We start from the raw sequence: 18,537 nt of genomic DNA on the forward strand, positions 1-18,537 counted from the left end.
CAGGACGAGACGCCATGGCGCACGATCACGACCATCACCATGACCATCCGGACCACGCGCATGGCAGCAGCCTCACCCCCATCGAGGCACGGGTGAGGGCGCTCGAATCGCTGCTTCTGGAGAAAGGATACGTCCAGGCCGACGCCCTCGACGCGCTGGTCGAGATGTACGAGACCCGCATCGGCCCCCATAACGGCGCCCGTGTCGTCGCCCGCGCCTGGACCGATCCGGCCTATCGCGAACGGCTCCTCGCCGACGGAACGCCGGCCATCGCGGAACTCGGCATCGGGGGGCGCGGCGGCGAGCACATGGTGGTGGTCGAGAACACGCCCGACAGCCACAACCTCGTCGTCTGTACCCTGTGCTCCTGCTATCCCTGGCCGGTGCTCGGGCTGCCGCCGGTCTGGTACAAGGCGCCGCCCTACCGCGCCCGCGCCGTCATCGACCCGCGCGGGGTCCTGGCCGAGTTCGGCCTCACTCTTCCCGAGACGACCCGCATCACCGTGTGGGATTCCACCGCCGAAACCCGGTTCATGGTCCTGCCCCTGCGGCCCGCCGGAACCGAATCCCTGTGCGAGGCCGAGCTTGCCGCCCTGGTCACGCGCGATTCCATGATCGGTACCGGGCTGCCGCTCACCCCGGAGGCCGGCCGATGAACGGGGCACAGGATCTCGGCGGCGCCCACGGATTCGGCACCGTCATGCCGGAGGCGAACGAGCCGGTTTTCCATTCGGAATGGGAACGGCGTGTCTTCGCCCTGGCTCTGGCGGTGGGCTATACCGGTACTTGGACCCTGGACGGCAGCCGCGCGGCGCGGGAATCGCTGCCCCCGGCGGAGTACCTGTCGTCGAGCTATTACGAGATCTGGCTCGCCGCCCTCGAAGCGCAGATCGTCGCGCATGGCCTTGCCACGCAAGAAGAAATCGCCGCGGGCGCCAGCGCCGGGCCGGCGAGCCCGGTGAAACGGGTGCTGCGTGCCGAGGAGATTCCACCCCGCTTTTCTGCGGGATTCCCCAGCGACCGGCCGCCGGATTCGCCGGCTCTATATGCGGTACGCGACCCCGTCTTGACCCGCAACGACCACCCCATTGGCCATACCCGCCTGCCGCGTTACGTCCGGGGCCGGCGTGGCGTGATCGAGCGGGTCCACGGCGCCTTCGTCCTCCCCGATGCCAGCGCGGAGGGCCGGGATGCCCCGCCGCAATGGCTCTACACAGTGGGGTTCGAGGCCGCCGAGTTGTGGGGGGCGAGCGCCGACCCCGGCGGGCGCGTCACCGTGGCCGCCTTCGAGGGATATCTCCTGCCGGGGACGTCGCGATGACCGCCATGTGCCGGGGCAACGATCCGGGGCCGTTCGCGGAACCATGGGAGGCGCAGGTCTTTGCCCTGGTCGTGTCCCTGCAGGAGCGGGGCCTGTTCACTGGAGAGGAATGGGCCAGCGCCCTCGGACGCACCATCCGCCCGGAAGGCGAGCCGGAAGCGGCTGCCGATTACGGACACTGGCTCGCGACCCTGGAAGCCCTGCTCGCCGAACGCGGCGTCACCGATTCCGCGAGCGTCCAGGCCCGCAGCGACGCCTTCCTGCGCGCCGCCGCCGCGACCCCGCACGGCGAACCGATCCGGCTGGCCAACGACCCGCATCCGTCGCCCTGAGGACACCCAGCCCCCAGACGGGGCAGGGCGACCGCCTATGACATGCCGCTGACGGCGGGGTAAGGTTCTGAACCTCCTGCGTTTCTGGATCCCGGGCTCCGCGACGCGGCCCCGGGACGACGGGGTGCCGGCACAGGCCTTCCGCGCCTTCGCGTCACGTCATGGATCTGGCACAAGCAGCGTCGGCGGGGCATCCTGCCACTTCCCTCCCCGACGAGAACGGACACGACCATGGCAACGCCGCGCGACCTCAAGGTCCAGATGGCCGGCGAGACCCGCGCCCGCGAACGGGCCCAAGCCCTGGCCTCGGCCAGCGCCGTGCGGGCTCAGCGCGCCGAACTCGCCCTCAAGGAGGCCCTGGCGGAGCGGGATGCGTGGAAGGAGAGGGCGCTGGCGGCAGAGGCGGCGCTCGGCGAGACCAAGCCGTGATCCTCGGCCTCGGATCATCCGGGGCAGGGGCGCTTCCTCGCGCTTGAGGTGACACGCCCGACCCGCTAACCCTTGTCATGCAGGCTGACGATCGGCCTCCCACGAGACAGGCCGCCCGTGCGCGAAACGCTCACCCCGTTGCCGGAACCAGACCCCGCCGGAGCACGGCCGCCGCCTCGGGTGAGCAAGAAGAGCCGCCTGCGGACCTACTTCCTCACCGGCATCATCGTCGCCGGGCCGCTGGCGATCACCATCTACATCACGTGGTGGTTCATCAGCCTCATCGACGGCTGGGTGAAGCCCCTGGTGCCGGCGAGCTACCTGCCGGACCATTACCTGCCCTTCTCGATTCCGGGCATCGGCCTCGTCATCGCTTTCATCGCCGTGACGCTGCTCGGCTTCCTCACCGCCAATCTCGTCGGCCGCAGCGTGGTGGAGTTCGGGGAGGTGCTGCTCGCGCGCACCCCGGTGATCTCGGGCCTCTACAAGGGCCTGCGGCAGATCTTCGAGACGCTGTTCTCGGCTAACGGCACGTCGTTCCGCACCGTCGGCCTGGTCGAATTCCCTGTGAAGGGGACGTGGTCGGTGGTGTTCGTCTCGGCACCGGCCGGCCCCGACGTGCAGACGGCGCTCGGCGAGGAGAACGACCATGTGGGCGTGTTCCTGCCCTGCGCGCCCAACCCCACGACGGGGTTCTTCTTCTACCTGCCGCGGGCGGACATCATCGAAGTGCCCATGAGCATCGACGACGCGGCCAAGCTGGTCATGTCGGCGGGGGTCATCCAGCCGGAGGACCCGCAGGTCAGGCTGCAGGCCATGGCGGCGTCGATCCGTCCGGCTCAGAACGGGCAGGCCACCGGGCCGGAGGCGGCGCTCGAAGCCTCGTCCCGTCGCCAGGAGAAGCTCGTCAGCACGGAGTGAAACACTCGCCCATGCAGGGCTGCCGGTGCAAGTCTTTGGGCAGGGACGTCGACCCGACGCACATCTCCCGAACAGCGAATCCGCCTTTCGGGAGCCCTGCTCGAACGCGCCTAGTTGTGCACCGTCATCGAGGCCTTCTCGATGGGCAGCGTCGGCGGCGAGGCATCGGCGACATGGCTGTTGGCGTGCGGGGCAATGGTGGAACCACCCCAGCCCATGGCGATCTGGGCGGTGACGGCCACCAAGAGCAGGACCATCAGGGCATTCGCCGCGATCTGGAAGGGGCGGGCGGAGTGACGGACCGCGAGGAGGACATCGTCCGTCGTCTTCAGCGCGGGCTCCTTGCCATCCGAGATCGGAAGCAGCCACGGCTCGCTCGGCAGAGCGTGAACGCTCCCCATTTCGTGGGCACCCGGTAGGTTTTGGAACAGTCCGGCAGACATATCCATCCTCCTGAATTCTATGTGGCAGCCCAGTCTGGCGGGCTGTTCGTTCATGTTCAGTTAAGGGGAGAATACGTTCATTTCAAGTTCAGGAAGTCCGTGCGGCACCGCACAACGGCTCGGGAAACGAGATCCGGAAATCGGTTTAGCCTTTGAACAAAAAGGGCTTTCCGACGCCGTGTGGCTGCGGTGCCATGGCTCGTGAAGCTGAACTGCGCAGACGTCATCGGGGGTCGATTCGTCGCTTTTGTGGCGATGCGTTCAGGTTTGGCGCGGGTTTCGTTCAGCCGGCGAATCGGCTCAGCCGGCTCCGAGCAACCGAATCGCCGCGTCCCGTTCGAACAGGTAGAGCAGCACCCGGAGTGCCCTGCCACGCTCGGATCTGAGGCCGGGATCGCGCTCGACGATGAGCCTGGCATCGTCACGGGCCACTTCGAGCAGGCTGGCATCGCTCTCCAGATTCGCGAGGCGAAAGGCGGCCGCGCCCGATTGCCGGGTGCCCAGCACCTCCCCCTCGCCGCGCAGGCGCAGATCCTCCTCGGCGATGCGGAAGCCGTCCTCGGTCTCGCGCATCATTTCGAGGCGGGCGCGGGAGACCTGTCCCAGCGGCCCGCGATAGAGCAGCAGGCAGGTGGAGGCCTTGGCCCCGCGCCCGACCCGCCCGCGCAGCTGGTGCAGCTGCGCGAGGCCGAAGCGCTCTGCATGCTCGATCACCATGATGGTCGCCTCGGGCACGTCGACGCCCACCTCCACAACCGTGGTGGAGACCAGGATCCTGGTTTCGCCGGCGGCGAACCGCTCCATGGCGGCATCCTTGTCCGGCCCCGGCATCTTGCCGTGGATCAGCCCCACGGCGTCGCCGAATTCCTGGCGCAGGTCGGCGAAGCGGTCCTCGGCGGCGGCGAGGTCGACATATTCGGATTCCGCCACCAGCGGGCAGATCCAGTAGACCCTGTCCCCGGCGGCAAGCGCCCGGCCGAGCCCCATCACCACCTCGTCGAGCCGGTCGATGGAGACGAGGCGGGTGGCGATGGCCTGGCGGCCGGCCGGCTTCTCGTCGAGGACCGAGACGTCCATGTCGCCGAAACAGGTCAGCGCCAGGGTGCGGGGGATCGGCGTCGCGGTCATCACCAGGATGTCCACCGCCGCTCCCTTGGCGCCGAGCGCGAGGCGCTGATGGACGCCGAACCGATGCTGCTCGTCCACCACGGCGACGCCGAGATCCTTGAAGATCACACTGTCCTGGAACAGGGCGTGGGTGCCGACCACGATATCGATATGGCCGTCGGCGAGGTCGGCCAGAGTGGCGCGGCGCTCCGAGACCTTGTCGCGCCCGGTGAGGAGACGCAGGCGCAACGATCCGACCAGTCCCGTCAGGCGCTCGAAATGCTGGCGCGCCAGGATCTCGGTGGGCGCCATCAGGGCGGCCTGGCGGCCGACCTCAACCGCCGAGGCCATGGCCAGCAGCGCCACCGCGGTCTTGCCCGAGCCGACATCGCCCTGGAGCAGGCGCAGCATGCGCCGGTCGGAGGCGAGGTCGGCTCGGATCTCTTCGACGGCCCGGGCCTGGGCGCCGGTGAGCGCGAAGGGCAGGGCGGCTTCGATCCGGTCCTTGAGGTGCCCGTCCCCGGCATTGGCCCGGCCGGGCGCGCGGCGGTTGCGGGCGCGCATCAGGGCCAGGGCCAGCTGCGAGGCGAGGAGTTCATCATAGGCGAGCCGCCGCCGCGCCGGGGTGCGGGGCGTGATGCCGTCGCTCGCCGGTGCCGGCGGCGCGGCCTCGGGCCGGTGCTCGGCCCTGAGCGCATCGGCGAAGCCCGGCAGCCCCTCCCGCGCGAGCCAGGCCGGATCCTGCCATTCGGGGAGGGTCGGCAGCCGGTCGAGGGCGGAATGCGCCAGTTTCGAGATCGCCCGCGAGGTCAGGCCCTCGGTGGCGCCGTAGACGAGCTCAACGGCGGGCAGGGCGGCGAGCCCCGCCTCGTCCACGATCCGCGACGGATGCACCATCTGCCGGTGCCCGTCCCACAGGTCGATCCGGCCGGAAATGTAGCGATGGGCGCCGAGCGGCAGCATCTTCTCCACGCGGGCCTGCGGCATGCCGAAGAAGACGAGGGTGATGTCGCCGGTGCCGTCCTCCACCAGGACCCGGAACGGGCGCCGCCCCGTCCCGGCCTGGGGCGGGCGATAGCCGGTGACCGTGACACCCAGCGTCACGGGCTCGCCCGGCGGCGCCTCGGCGATGGAGCCCATCATCGTGCGCGCCACCCCGCCCTGGGGCAGGTGGAACAGGAGATCGACGATCCGCGCGGGCTGTTCGGGCGTGCCGAGGAGCCGCTCGATCAGCGGCGCCATCTTCGGCCCGACGCCGGGGAGGGTCCGGGCCTGGGCGAAGAGCGGATCGAGGATGCTGGGGCGCAGGTTCGTCGGGCGGGGTTCGTCTGTCATGGGCGAAGCGACCATCCCTCGTCTGGATGCGGGACGGAAGACACCCGAAGGCGGGATGACAGTGCCGGACCTCGCGTATCCGTCATGTCCGGAGGAGAGAGCATGAGATCGGCATAGAATGCGGGGACCGAGCCGGGCAACGATCTCTTTGCCGCTGCCGCCGCGCGTGACGATATGGTCCGGCGGCGTTGCAACTCTGTCGGGATCGGCCATATTCGGGAAGCCGGTCCCGTTGCGGACATTGCGGCATGGAATTCCAGCGCACGCACCATGGCCACGATCGCCCTCGATACTCTCGCCATCGCCCGGAAGCTGAAAGCCGCTGGGTTCTCGGACGACCAGGCGGAGGCCGTGACCGGCGTCCTTCGCGAGACGCGGGAAACCGATCTGTCGACGTTGGTGACGAAATCCGACCTCAAGACCGAGATCGCGGAGTCGAAATACGACATTCTCAAGTGGGTCCTGTCGGCTATCGGATTCCAGACCATCGTCATCGTGGGCGCAATCGTCACGCTTGCGCGAGGGCTGCGCTGAAAAGGCCTGCGCTGAACCTCGCGCGATCCGACCACTCCACCGATCCGGGGATCCCAGGATCGCAGCATCACAGGCTGACCCCATGTCTGGAACCACCCGCACCAGCGCGGATCTCGATCCGCGCCGCCGCCGCACCCTCTTCCGCGCCTGGCATCGCGGCATGCGCGAGATGGACCTGATCATGGGCCGTTTCGCCGATGCGGAGATCGGTACGCTGAGCGATGAGGAGCTGACCACCTTCGAGGCCCTGATCGAAGTGCCCGACCGCGACCTGTTCCGCTGGCTCACCGGCGAGGACGAGACGCCGCAGAATTATGACACGCCGGTATACCGCCGCCTCCAGGCGTTCCATAAGCACGACGCACCGATCCACTAGCGGTCCAGGCGATGCGGGGCTCTCCTCCCCCTTGTGGGGAGGAGTTGGAGGTGGGGGTAGCGCCGCTCGCCTCCGCAGTTGGAGAGTCACCCAACCACCCCCACCCTCGGTCCCTCCCCACAGGGGGGAGGGAGGCGCGGCGCGTCACACTTTCCCATGAGTTCGAAACCCCGACCCGATGGCCAAACCCCAGCCCAAAGCGCCCGCTCCCGCCCCGAAGCCCCAGACGGCGCGGTTCGCCCTGCCGAAATCCGGTGCGCTCGCCCGTGCGCTGGAGGCGCTGAAGCGCGGCGACAGCCCGACGCTCGCCAATGTGCCCGAAGGGTTCGATGCGGTCGTGGTGGCCGATCTCGCCCGCGCCCTGTCTCGGAGTTTCGAGGGGCCGGCGGTGCTGGTGCATGTGGCCCGTGATTCCGGGCGCTCGAACGCGTTCCAGACCGGGCTGAAATTCGTCGCCCCCGAGATCGAGGTGATGAGCATCCCGGCCTGGGACTGCCAGCCCTACGACCGGGTCTCTCCAAACGCCGCCATCGCCGCCCAGCGGATGACCGCGCTGTCGCGGCTCTCGCGCTCGCGCTCCTCGGAGGAACAGCCGCGCATCCTCTGCACCACCGTCAACGCTTTGATCCAGAGGGTGCCTCCCAGAGAGAAGATCGCGGTGGAGACCTTCTCGGCGGCGATCGGCAACGTGGTGCCGATGGACACCGTCACCGCCTGGGTCGAGGCCAACGGCTTCCTTCGCACGGGGACGGTGCGCGAGACCGGTGAATACGCCGTGCGCGGCGGCATCCTCGACCTGTCGCCGCCGGGCCTGCCGAACCCGATCCGCCTCGACTTCTTCGGCGATACCCTGGAATCCATCCGCGCCTTCGACCCGGAGACCCAGCGCACGGTGGGCTCGCTCCGTTCCCTCGACCTCGTTCCGATGAGCGAGGTGCAACTGACCACGGAAACGATCCGGCGCTTCCGCCAGGGCTACATCTCCACCTTCGGCGCGGCGACCCGCGACGACCGGCTCTACGAAACCATCAGCGAGGGGCGGCGCTATGCCGGCCTCGAGCACTGGATGCCGCTGTTCTACGACCGTCTCGACACCTTGTTCGACTACGTGCCGGGCGTGCCACTGGTCTTCGACGCGCAGGCGGAAGAGGCCGTCGCCGAGCGCCTCACCCTGATCCGCGATTATTACGACGCCCGCGCCGAGGCGATGAAGACGCCCTCCACCGGCGTCGCGCCCTATAAGCCGCTCAGGCCCTCGGCGCTCTACCTGACGCAGAACGACTGGAAAGAGCGGGTCTCCGCCGCCTCCGTCGCCCGGCTCTCGCCCTTCGCGGTGCCCGAAAGCCCGGACCGCCTCACCATTGATTGCGAGGGCAAGGCAGGCCGCAGCTTCGCCGCCGAGCGGGCGGACGAGACCGCCAGCGTCTTCGACGCCGCCGTCGCCCATGTGAAGGAACTCCAGGGATCCGGTCATCACGTGATCCTCGCATCCTGGTCCGACGGCTCGCGCGACCGACTGTGCGGGGTGCTCACCGATCATGGCCTGAAGAAGCCGGTCTCCATCAACACGCTCACGGCGGTGAACGCCCTGAAGCGCGGCACCGACATGGCGGTGGCGGTATGGGGGCTCGATTCCGGGTTCATCGTCGACAAGCTCGCGGTCATCTCGGAAGGCGACATCCTCGGCGACCGGCTGGTGCGCCAGAAGCGCAAGTCGAAACGGCCACAGGACATCATCCTGGAGGTGCAGGCGCTCCAGGCGGGCGATCTCGTGGTCCATGCCGATCACGGCATCGGCCGGTTCGTCGGCCTCAAGACGGTGACGGCGGCGGGCGCGCCGCACGATTGCCTGGAGATCCAGTATGCCGGCGGATTGCTGCTGCTACCGGTGGAGAATATCGAGCTTCTGACCCGCTACGGCTCGGAAGATGCCGAGGTTGCCCTCGATCGTCTCGGCGGCGGTGCCTGGCAGGCCCGCAAGGCCAAGATGAAGAAGCGCATCCTGGAGATGGCCGGCCAGCTCATCAAGATCGCGGCCGAACGCTTCGTGCGCCAGGCGCCCCGCCTCCAGGCTCCGGACGGGCTCTACGGCGAGTTCGCCGCCCGCTTCGTCTTCGAGGAGACCGAGGACCAGGCCACCGCCATCGACGCGGTGCTGTCCGACCTCAATGCCGGCCGCCCCATGGACCGCCTCGTCTGCGGCGATGTCGGCTTCGGCAAGACCGAGGTGGCTTTGCGCGCCGCCTTCGCGGGGGCCATGGGCGGCAAGCAGGTGGCGGTGGTGGTGCCCACCACCCTGCTGGCGCGCCAGCATTACCGGACCTTCGCCGAGCGCTTCAAAGGGCTGCCGGTGCAGGTGGCGCAGCTGTCGCGCTTCGTCTCCGCCGCCGAGATGAAGCAGAACCGCGCGGGCCTCGCCGCCGGGACCGTCGACATCGTGGTCGGCACCCATGCGCTGCTCGCCAAGAACGTGGCCTTCAAGGATCTCGGCCTCATCATCGTCGACGAGGAGCAGCATTTTGGCGTCGCCCACAAGGAGCGCCTCAAGGCGCTTCAGGCCGATGTCCACGTGCTGACCCTGTCGGCGACCCCGATCCCGCGCACGCTCCAGCTCGCCATGACCGGGGTGCGCGAGCTCTCAATCATCGCGACGCCGCCGGTGGACCGCCTCGCGGTGCGCACCTTCGTGATCCCGTTCGATGCGCTGATGATCCGCGAGGCCCTGCTGCGCGAGCGCTATCGCGGCGGCCAGTCCTTCTACGTGGTGCCGCGCATCGAGGATCTGGCGGAGGTGAAGCGCTTCCTCGACACCGAAATGCCCGAGACCAAGGTGGCGGTGGCCCATGGCCAGATGGCGGCGGGCCAGCTCGAGGACGTGATGACCGCGTTCTACGAGGGCAAGTTCGACGTGCTGCTCTCCACCACCATCGTCGAATCTGGCCTCGACATCCCCACCGCCAACACCCTCATCGTGCACCGGGCCGACATGTTCGGCCTCGCCCAGCTCTACCAGTTGCGCGGCCGCGTCGGGCGCGCCAAGGCCCGCGCCTACGCCCTGTTCACGACCCCGGCCAACAAGCAGCTCACCGTGCAGGCTGAGAAGCGCCTCCAGGTGCTCCAGACCCTCGACACGCTGGGCGCGGGCTTCCAGCTCGCCTCCCACGATCTCGACATCCGCGGCGCCGGCAACCTGCTGGGCGACGCCCAGTCCGGCCACATCAAGGAGGTCGGCTACGAACTCTACCAGCAGATGCTGGAGGATGCCGTCACCGCCCTCAAGGCCGGCATCGAGGAGCCGGTGGAGGAGGCGTGGTCGCCCACCATCGCGCTCGGCGCCCCGGTCACGATCCCGGAGGATTACGTGGAGGACCTTACGGTCCGCCTCGGCCTCTATCGCCGGCTCTCGACCCTGGAGAACGATGCCGAGATGGAGAGCTTCGGCGCCGAGCTCATCGACCGGTTCGGGCCGCTGCCGCCAGAGGTGGAGCAGCTCCTCAAGATCGTCACGATCAAGATCCTGTGCCGCGACACCAACGTGGAGAAGGTCGAGGCCGGGCCGAAGGGCGTCGTCGTCCATTTCCGCGACAAGTCCTTCGCCAACCCTCAGGGACTGGTCGCCTTCGTCGGCGGTCAGGCCTCCTTCGCCAAGGTGCGCCCGGACATGAGCATCGTGTTCATCCGTGAACTGGATTCCATCCCGGAGCGCCTCAAGATCACGACCTCGATCCTTCGCGAATTGTCCAAGATCGCCCGCGCCACGAAGAAGAAGGCGGCCTGAACGGCATCGCACCAGACCACGAAAAAAGGCGGGCTCAACGGCCCGCCTCGCAGATGAAGTCTCGTGCTCGATCAGCCGTTTACAACGACCTATTCATCGTCCGTGTCAGAGATCTGGCTGGTTCAGGACGTAAGGCCCGATGCGGCTCTGCAGGTCGATCGCGGAACCGCCGCCACGCCCCGTCACACCGTCGATGACGATCACGGGGATGCCCGCCTGCTGCATCTGCTCGCGCAGGCGCTCCGAGAGCATGGCATAGGCCGGGTCGAGGCGGGACGAGGTCTGAAGAAGGATGGCCGCGGGGCGGGCGATGACGGCGAGAACGTCGTCGGCGGCCTCGAGGGATGCGGTAACGCTCGCATAACCCAGCTCGGCAAGCTCGGCGGCGAGGGAGTGATCGATGGCGCGGTGACCATCATCGACGACCAACACTTGTTGCAGCGCACTCATGACTGTCAGGGTTAGCCCATCAATCGCCCCTTGGGAAGGGACCTGTGCGATAACACACGTCAACCCGGATGGTTCGCCGGCTGTGGGGCGAAAATACTGCGGCCACCCGGCCGATGTCCCGGGGTCAGACGGCGACGTCGCGCGCTTGCCAACCTTCACGCATGACATCAGCCAATCACTATAAGATACCGTGCTCACAAGCAGATTTTGTTTTCCAAGCATACTGATCTTGGCCGTTCGCGGTGGCCGCGCACCATTCCTCGAAAGCGGTGGATTTCGGGCAAAACCCGAAGCCGGGACGATCAGCAGCGCACGATCTCGGTTGCTCGGCCGGCAAATATTTTTGCCGCGAAGGGCACGGCATTCCAGAGATCGGCGGTTTTTCCCTGCGGAATTCCGCGCTGCAATGGGCTGGCCCTGGAGGCGCGACCCCGGAAAGCGAATCGCCCCTCCTCGTCCCGAGCGATATCGAGCAGGGCCGGAAACGGCGCCAGCGGGTGAGCGTCCGCAAGGAAGTGGGCGAGATCCCCGTCGGCCCGCGAGGCGGTGAGGAGCGCCGTCTCGTCGAAGGCGAGGACATCGACCACCCGTCGCGGGGCATGGACGGAGGCCGGCGCCAGCAGCCGGGCGTGAAGGCGGGTCGGCAACCGATGGGCCAGGACGATGGATTCGAGTCCGTTCGGGCTGCGGCTCGCGGCCAGATTGCGTTCGAGGGCGGCCGGCGCGACGAGATGGGTCGGGCCTGGCCGGCCCAGCGCTTCGGCGAAGCGGCCGGCATCGAACGGCCCGACCATTTCCAGGCCGGCCCCCGCCACGAGGGCGGCACCGAGACCGGTGACGAGCCCCCTCAGGTCGACGGGAGCGAGGAGGGTCAGGATGCGCTCACGGGGGGCGACCCGGGCCGTGGCGAGATGGACGGCGATGGTGGCGATCAGCGCGTCGGCGGGACGATAGACCGGCTGCGCGGGATCGGCGGCGGCGAAGGTGACGAGCCCGGCGCTCTCCGGTGCGAAGGGGCCGCCGCGTCCGTCGAGGACCATGCCGTCGAGGCTGATGACGCCGTCGGGCACGTCCGGCCCAAAGGCCGCGAGGTAGCGCAGGCCGAAATAGCGCACCGCCACTTGGCGCAGGCACTCGGCCGGAAGCTTTCCCGCGACCCGGGACTGGGTGAGCACGGCCTGGATGCCGGCGGCCTGGATGCCGGAGACCAGGGCATCCTCGTCCCATGCCAGGGGCAGGAGGCAGGGAATGTGGCCGGCGGCCTCGATGGCGAGGTAGGACAGCAGGGTCTCGGACCCGGCGGCGGCGATGAGGCCGACCCGGCTCGCCGGAGCCAGGCGCCATTGTCGCATGCCGTTGGCGAGGCGCGCGACGATCTCGGCGGCGGCCCCATAGGTCCAGGTGATGGGGCCGCGCCCGGACCAGCCCGCCTTGTCCTTCGGATCCACGAAGGCGACCCGGCCGGGATCGGCATGGGCGGTCGCCGCCAGCAAGGTGCACAGGCCGGGCCTGGCCGTTTCCGAGCGCTGGCTCGGCGCGGCGGGGCTGTCCGCCGGGATGGGGACGGGGAGGGCGTCACGAAAGGACATGATCGCTGGCTGCGCCGACACCTCCGCTCAACTCCCCGCGCGCATCGACTCCTCGTGCCCTCCGGGCATGGACGATTAGGGTTAAATCTTGCTTAAACCGATCCGTGTCGAGGAAGCCGAACGGGGACGATCGCGCCCCTCCGGACGAGACAGGTGTCATGTCTTCGCCGCATTCCGCAGGGAAGCAGGCCGCCCGGTCGTTCGAGCGGGTTCGAGGCGTTGAGCGCCCCGTCCGGCGCCTTGGCGGGCCAGGTTGGCCATCCAAGCTCCGGGAACGGGCAATTTGCGCGCGCCGAGGGCTTGACCGCGCGGACCAGGGCGGCGAGGGCTCGACCGAACACCGTCCGCGGGTTTCGATCCGCACCATCGAGTTCAGGAAACGCCTTGCTGGGCTCGAGAGCCGCAGCATTCCTTCGTCATTCGCGATATCCAAGGGGTCAGAGCTGATGTTCTTTGCCAACCGTCCCGCGCGCCCGATGCGCGCCGCCGCGATTCTCGCCCTGGCCGGCATGATGGGCAATGCGGGCTTGGCGGCACCGGCCTTCGCCCAGGCGCCGAAGGGCAAGGCCCCCGCTCCGGCCGCACCGGCCCCGGCGGCTCCGGCCACCCAGACCCCGGCCGCCCAGCAGCCGGCCGGCCCGCAGATCGTCAACGTGAAGTCCGAGCCGTCGCAGGCCGACTGGACCAAGGTCTGCGGCAAGGACCAGAACACCAGCACCGACGTCTGCTACACCACCCGCGACTTCGTCTCCGACCAGGGCCAGCCCGTCCTCGCCGTGGCCGTCTACGACATGAAGAACGCCCAGCAGAGCGTGCGCGTGGTGCGCTACCTGCTGCCGCTCGGCCTGCTCCTCGGCCCCGGCATCCGCTTCACCGTCGATGGCCAGCAGGCGACCCCGGGTAAGTTCGCCGTGTGCTTCCCCAACGGCTGCTTCGCCGAGGCCGGCAATGTCGGCAACGACCTCGTGAACGCGCTCAAGAAGGGCACCACCCTCAACATCAGCGTCCAGAACCAGGCCCAGCGCGAGGTGACCTTCGCCGTGCCGCTGGCCGGCTTCGGCAAGGCCTTCGACGGCCCGGCCGTGGACCCGAAGGTGCTGGAAGAGCAGCAGAAGAAGCTCCAGGCCGAGCTCGAGAAGCGCAGCGAAGACATGCGCAAGAACCTCGAGAAGCAGAACGCTGCCGGTGCCGCTGCCGGAAGTGCCGCTCCGAAGCCCTGAGACCGGGCCCCGGCCTCAGTCCAAACATGAAAAGGGCCGGGCTCGTCGCCCGGCCTTTTTCATGCGCACATTCGACGACGGCGCCTCACGCCGTGGGGGGCCGTTCGGCACTCAGTTCGCGTGCGCGCTCCGGAGGCGGTAGGCGCCGTCCGAATCCCGCTCGAACACCTCCGGAATCCCGGCATGGCGCAGGGCCTCGCCGGATGTATCGGGAACGAGGTTCTGTTCGGAGACGTAGGCCACGTACTCGCTCTCCGCGTTCTCGGCGAGGAGGTGGTAGAACGGCTGGTCCTTGCGCGGCCGGACCTCCTCGGGGATCGCCAGCCACCATTCCTCGGTGTTGTCGAAGATCGGGTCCACGTCGAAGACGACGCCGCGAAACGGGTAGATCCGGTGGCGCACCACGGCGCCGAGGCCGAATTTGGCAGTGCGCGTCCGGGTTCCGGTGGGAGAGAGATCGGTCATGACGCCAAAATAGGATGCGTCGGACAGGTTGTCATCGGCGGCGTTGCCACGCCGCATCGCAAGGTGCCGTCCCGGTCTGCAGATCCCGGACGGCATCCGGCCGATCGCTTCGGGAGCGCTGGCTCCCCTCTCTCCCGCGTGCGGGGAGAGGGGAGCCAGCGGAAACCGTCTCAGGTCAGGCCGCAGATCACTTCAAGCCGTAGGTCTTGGCGAGCTCCGGATCCTTCTCGGCCACCAGCCGGGCGAGGTCGACGATGACCTTGGCCTGCTTCCAAGTGGCGTCGTCCTGCATCTTACCGTCGAGCATCACCGCACCGGTGCCGTCCGGCATCGCCTCGACGATCCGCACCGCGAAGGCGACCTCCGCCGGATCGGGGGCGAAGACGCGCTTGGCGATGGCGACCTGGTTCGGGTGCAGGGTCCAGGCGCCGGCGCAGCCCATGAGGAAGGCGTTGCGGAACTGGGCCTCGCAGGCATCCCCGTCCGAGAAGTCGCCGAACGGGCCGTAGAAGGCCTTGAGGCCGTTGGCCATGCAGGCATCGACCATTTTCGCGATCGTGTAGTGCCAGAGATCCTGCTGGGCGGAGGCGCGGGCGGCGCCGTCCGAGGTCGGATCGGCGATGACCCGGTAATCCGGGTGGCCGCCGCCGACGCGGGTGGTCTTCATGCCGCGGGACGCCGCGAGATCGGCGGGGCCGAGGCTCATGCCGTGCATGCGCGGGGAGGCGGAGGCGATGGCGTCCACATTGGCGACGCCCTCGGCCGTCTCCAGGATCGCGTGGACGAGGATGGGCTTGGTGACGCCGTGCTTCGCCTCGAGCTGGGCCAGCAGTTGGTCGATGTAGTGGATGTCCCACGGACCCTCGACCTTGGGCACCATCACCACGTCGAGCTTGTCCCCGACCTGGGACACGATCTCGAACAGGTCGTCGAGAATCCAGGGACTGTTGAGGGCGTTGATGCGGGTCCACAGGCCGGTGCCGGACGCGGCGAAATCGGTCGCCTGCGCCATCGCGACGAAGCCCTTGCGGGCGGCTTCCTTCTGGTCGACCGGCACGGCGTCCTCGAGGTTGCCGAGCACCACGTCCACGGTGGCGGCGAGGTCCGGCACACGGGCGCGGACCTTGTCGTTGTGGGGCGGCACGAAGTGGATCATCCGCTCGAGCTTCACCGGCAGGTCACGGAACGGGGCTGGGGCGCCAGTGGCGAGGGGCTGGAAGAAGCGGCGCGGCAATTTCATGGGATCTCGGGCTCCGTGTGTCGATCGATCGTGGGATTGGGCCATCGCTCTGAATATCGTATTCAGGACGATGCCATAGGATGTTCAAGGCGCATCATCTTTGCCGAAAACTCGGGGCGGACTTTTCGGGGTGAGGCTCTAGCCTCGAAGCGGTTAGTCAAGGTTACCCCCCACGTAAAGGCGGGTTCGAGGCGAAGACCACTTTCCCAACGACGTGCGCTGGCGCATGTTCGACGCAGGCGCCCGTACAGCGGGCAGGAACCGGCAGGTACAGGCCGGGTTCTCGCAACAGAGGCGGGCGTTTCGAGACTATTCAAGGACACTCTCTCATGTCCGGATCATCGACCCGACACGGTCTCCTTTACGCTGCCGGCCTCGTCGCGATGCTGAGCGTCGCCGCGCCGGGCGAAGCCGCTCCAGCCCATGCGGGCGCCCCGGCGAGAACCGCCTCCCCCAAGGATGCCTCCAAGGCATCGCCCGCCAGAGCATCCGAGCGCGTGCCGTTCACGGCCGGTGACGCCGCCGAGGCCCGGCCCGACGGCCTGAAGGGCCAGCTACGGATCGCGGCCGACGACACCAAGGCATTCCAGAGCCTCATCGACGGCGCGAGCGCGGCGGCCGATCCGTGGCTTGTCCTGTCGGGCGGCGGCGAGAACGGGGCCTTCGCCGCCGGCCTCCTCAACGGCTGGTCGAAGGCCGGCGACCGGCCCGATTTCGGCATCATCACCGGGGTGAGCACGGGGGCGATGATCGCGCCCTTCGCCTTCCTCGGCTCCAGCGCCGATGCGACGCTGGCGCGGGCCTATACCGAGATCTCCGCCGCCGACGTGTTCGAGTTCGGCGGCACTAATGAGGCCCTCACTGATACCTGGCCGCTCAAGCGCCGGATCGACCGGATGGTGACGGGCAAGCTTCTGGCCGACATCGCCGCCGAGCACGCCAAGGGACGGCGCTTGCTGGTGGCGACCACCGCCGTGGACAGCGAGCGCCCCGTCCTGTGGGACATGGGCGCCATCGCCTCCGAGGGCAGCCCGAAGGCGCTCGACCTGTTCCGCTCGATCATCCTCGCCTCCTCGGCGGTGCCGGGCGTGTTCCCACCGGTGATGATCGACGTGGTCGGTACGGACGGGAAGCGCTTCCAGGAAATGCATGCGGATGGCGGCACCACCGCGCCGTTCTACCTGGCGCCGGAAGCCGCCATCCTCGGCAAGGCCAAGGTGAGGCTTCCCACGAGCACGATCTACCTCGTCGTCAACAACACGGTGACGCCGGACTTCCAGATGGCCACACGCACGACCCTGAGCGTGCTCGGCCGCGCCATGTCCGCCGCGATCAAGGCGCAGACCCGCGCGGCGCTCGCCCTCACGGAGCGTTTCGCCGAGCGCAGCGGCCTCGATCTCGAGGTGGCCGAGATCGACAACCGGTTCACGCGCACCACCTCGGCGCCGTTCGACCAGGATTACATGAAGGCCCTGTTCGCCCATGGCGAACGCCTTGGGCGCGACGGCACCGCCTTCAGCCGCGGAACCCCCGCCGCCTCGATCCCCACCGGATCGACCGGTGAGCAGACCGGCGGGACGGAGATGGCGACGAGCCTCGCCCGGCGCTGATCGTCACCGCATCAGCGAGGGTGCACCAAGGCGGGGCAGCACGCCCTCGCGCATGACGATGCGGCGCAAGGGTCCGATCGTCGTCATGGCCAGGAGTCCCAGGCCACGCAGGGCATCGACGGGCACGAGGGTCGTGAGCAGGCTGCGGTTGAGGGTGTCCACCGCCGCCGTGCGCAGGCGGGCATCCAGCGACCGGGACCGGGCAAAGCCGGACAGCGCCTGGCGCGAGCCGGGATCGCGCCCGTCCGAGATCGCGGCAAGGACGCTGTCGCGTAGCGCCGCCGCATCGCGCAGGCCGAGATTGAGCCCCTGCGCTCCGATGGGCGGGAAAGCGTGGGCCGCCTCGCCGATGAGCGCGATGCGCGGCCCGACCGGGGAGGCGACGGAGAGGCCCCGCATAGGCACGAGCCCGCGCGGCCCGTCGATGCGCATGGCCCCGAGCATGGCCTGAGCCTGGTTCTCGATGGACCGGGCCAGATCGGCATCGGGCAATCGTGCGAGGCGCTCCGCCGCTTGCGCGCCCGTGACCCAGACGAGGCTGGAGCGGTGTCCGCCGGGGAGGGGGACCAGGGTGAACGGCCCCTGCCGGGTATGGAACTCGGTGGAGACGTCCCGGTGCGGGCGCTCGTGGGCGAGCAAGGTGGTGATGGCGGCCTGCGGATAGGACCAGTCCCTGGTGGCGATGCCGGCCTCATCCCGCATGCGCGAGCGGGCTCCGTCCGCACCGACGACGAGGCGAGCGGCGACGGACCCACCCTCTTCCAGACCGATCCGGGCCTCGTCGGCATCCCGTTCCAGCCCCACCGCGTCGCTCTCGAACAGGGTCAGGCCGGGAGCCGACCGGGCCTGCGCCCGCAGGGTCTCCACGAGGCGGGCGCTCTCCACGTTCCAGCCGAAGGCGGGAAGGCCGATCTCGGTGGACACGAACCGGGCCGGTGGCGGACGGAACAGGCTGCCCGTGTCATCGACGATATGGAGTTCGGCGAGCGGCGCTGCATGCGGCGCCACCTCCTCCCAGGCCTCCAGCGCGTCGAGGAAGCGCACCGACCCGTCGAGGAGGGCGACCGTGCGTCCATCGGCGACGGGGGCGTGGCGGCCGACGAGGGCCGTGGCGATGCCCTCTCGGGCCAAGGCCAGGGCGAGACAGAGCCCGGCGGCACCCGCGCCGACGACGGCCACGTCGAAACGGGGAGGGGACGAATCCATGCATCGCTCCTCGGCGAGGGGTACCCTCACCAGACCAGTCGAAGCGGCACCGACCGGACCGCTGCCGTTTCAAATAGGTGCCGTCCGTCTCGGGTCACCTCGCTGTGGCATTGCCACGCTGCGGCTTCTAGCATCAGCTGCGCGCCCCGACAGGGGCTGAGTGTCGGAGGTTGCCCCATCA

17 protein-coding genes are annotated in these 18,537 nt (G+C 68.8%); 10 read left to right on the forward strand and 7 right to left on the reverse strand.

All coding sequences use genetic code 11. From position 1 onward, the window contains the following. The first annotated feature begins 14 nt into the window (after positions 1-14). The 5 genes from nthA (at position 15) to ASF26_RS16245 (ending at position 3,003) form a co-directional block, all read left to right on the forward strand. Positions 15-656: a nitrile hydratase subunit alpha gene (nthA, locus tag ASF26_RS16225; protein ID WP_056256021.1), complete on the forward strand. Its 642-nt coding sequence runs from the start codon at positions 15-17 to the stop codon at positions 654-656. Continuing rightward, positions 653-1,321 (forward strand): nitrile hydratase subunit beta, encoded by a 669-nt coding sequence (nthB, locus tag ASF26_RS16230; RefSeq protein ID WP_056256023.1) that lies wholly within the window; start codon positions 653-655, stop codon positions 1,319-1,321. The genes nthA and nthB overlap by 4 nt, the downstream gene beginning before the upstream one ends. Then, positions 1,318-1,653: a nitrile hydratase accessory protein gene (locus ASF26_RS16235; protein WP_056256026.1), complete on the forward strand. Its 336-nt coding sequence runs from the start codon at positions 1,318-1,320 to the stop codon at positions 1,651-1,653. The genes nthB and ASF26_RS16235 overlap by 4 nt, the downstream gene beginning before the upstream one ends. A gap of 231 nt (positions 1,654-1,884) precedes the next feature. Continuing rightward, positions 1,885-2,082: a hypothetical protein gene (locus tag ASF26_RS16240; RefSeq protein WP_018043714.1), complete on the forward strand. Its 198-nt coding sequence runs from the start codon at positions 1,885-1,887 to the stop codon at positions 2,080-2,082. A 117-nt stretch (positions 2,083-2,199) separates the two neighbouring features. Further along, on the forward strand, positions 2,200-3,003 hold the full coding sequence (locus ASF26_RS16245) for a DUF502 domain-containing protein (protein ID WP_200925950.1): 804 nt from the start codon (positions 2,200-2,202) through the stop codon (positions 3,001-3,003). 110 nt (positions 3,004-3,113) lie between these two features. Here ASF26_RS16245 and ASF26_RS16250 read toward each other — a convergent pair whose 3' ends face one another. Next, entirely contained in the window at positions 3,114-3,446 is a 333-nt protein-coding gene (locus ASF26_RS16250) for a hypothetical protein (protein WP_056256028.1), read from the reverse strand. 300 nt (positions 3,447-3,746) lie between these two features. Further along, positions 3,747-5,888, reverse strand: coding sequence for an ATP-dependent DNA helicase RecG (gene recG, locus ASF26_RS16255; RefSeq protein ID WP_156463022.1), 2,142 nt, complete (start codon positions 5,886-5,888; stop codon positions 3,747-3,749). A 270-nt stretch (positions 5,889-6,158) separates the two neighbouring features. Between recG and ASF26_RS16260 the strand changes: the two genes are divergently transcribed. From ASF26_RS16260 to mfd, 3 genes are all read left to right on the forward strand, one after another. Further along, positions 6,159-6,422, forward strand: coding sequence for a hypothetical protein (locus tag ASF26_RS16260; protein ID WP_018043710.1), 264 nt, complete (start codon positions 6,159-6,161; stop codon positions 6,420-6,422). 82 nt (positions 6,423-6,504) lie between these two features. Continuing rightward, positions 6,505-6,798 (forward strand): succinate dehydrogenase assembly factor 2, encoded by a 294-nt coding sequence (locus tag ASF26_RS16265; protein WP_018043709.1) that lies wholly within the window; start codon positions 6,505-6,507, stop codon positions 6,796-6,798. A 178-nt stretch (positions 6,799-6,976) separates the two neighbouring features. After that, entirely contained in the window at positions 6,977-10,576 is a 3,600-nt protein-coding gene (gene mfd, locus ASF26_RS16270) for a transcription-repair coupling factor (RefSeq protein ID WP_056256034.1), read from the forward strand. A 105-nt stretch (positions 10,577-10,681) separates the two neighbouring features. Here the strand turns inward: mfd and ASF26_RS16275 are convergent, their stop codons facing one another. Further along, positions 10,682-11,026 (reverse strand): hypothetical protein, encoded by a 345-nt coding sequence (locus ASF26_RS16275; protein WP_018043707.1) that lies wholly within the window; start codon positions 11,024-11,026, stop codon positions 10,682-10,684. A 302-nt stretch (positions 11,027-11,328) separates the two neighbouring features. Further along, the gene (locus ASF26_RS16280; RefSeq protein ID WP_244475964.1) at positions 11,329-12,615 is read right to left on the reverse strand and encodes an AMP-binding protein; all 1,287 of its coding nucleotides are present in this window, start codon (positions 12,613-12,615) and stop codon (positions 11,329-11,331) included. A gap of 446 nt (positions 12,616-13,061) precedes the next feature. Here ASF26_RS16280 and ASF26_RS16285 point away from each other — a divergent pair, with 446 nt between their 5' ends. Next, on the forward strand, positions 13,062-13,835 hold the full coding sequence (locus tag ASF26_RS16285; protein ID WP_056256040.1) for an invasion associated locus B family protein: 774 nt from the start codon (positions 13,062-13,064) through the stop codon (positions 13,833-13,835). Positions 13,836-13,946: 111 nt separating this feature from the next. Here the strand turns inward: ASF26_RS16285 and hspQ are convergent, their stop codons facing one another. Beyond that, complete coding sequence (hspQ, locus tag ASF26_RS16290; protein ID WP_056256913.1) at positions 13,947-14,300, reverse strand: heat shock protein HspQ; 354 nt, start codon at positions 14,298-14,300, stop codon at positions 13,947-13,949. A 187-nt stretch (positions 14,301-14,487) separates the two neighbouring features. Further along, positions 14,488-15,540, reverse strand: coding sequence for a CoA ester lyase (locus ASF26_RS16295; protein WP_056256043.1), 1,053 nt, complete (start codon positions 15,538-15,540; stop codon positions 14,488-14,490). A 329-nt stretch (positions 15,541-15,869) separates the two neighbouring features. On the opposite strand from ASF26_RS16295, the gene ASF26_RS16300 reads away from it, so the two are divergent. After that, positions 15,870-17,150: a patatin-like phospholipase family protein gene (locus tag ASF26_RS16300; RefSeq protein WP_056256044.1), complete on the forward strand. Its 1,281-nt coding sequence runs from the start codon at positions 15,870-15,872 to the stop codon at positions 17,148-17,150. 3 nt (positions 17,151-17,153) lie between these two features. On the opposite strand, the gene ASF26_RS16305 is transcribed toward ASF26_RS16300, so the two are convergent. Further along, the gene (locus tag ASF26_RS16305; RefSeq protein WP_056256047.1) at positions 17,154-18,356 is read right to left on the reverse strand and encodes an FAD-dependent monooxygenase; all 1,203 of its coding nucleotides are present in this window, start codon (positions 18,354-18,356) and stop codon (positions 17,154-17,156) included. Positions 18,357-18,537: the final 181 nt, after the last annotated feature.

Source organism: Methylobacterium sp. Leaf93, assembly GCF_001422345.1.
Taxonomy (GTDB): Bacteria; Pseudomonadota; Alphaproteobacteria; order Rhizobiales; family Beijerinckiaceae; genus Methylobacterium; species Methylobacterium bullatum.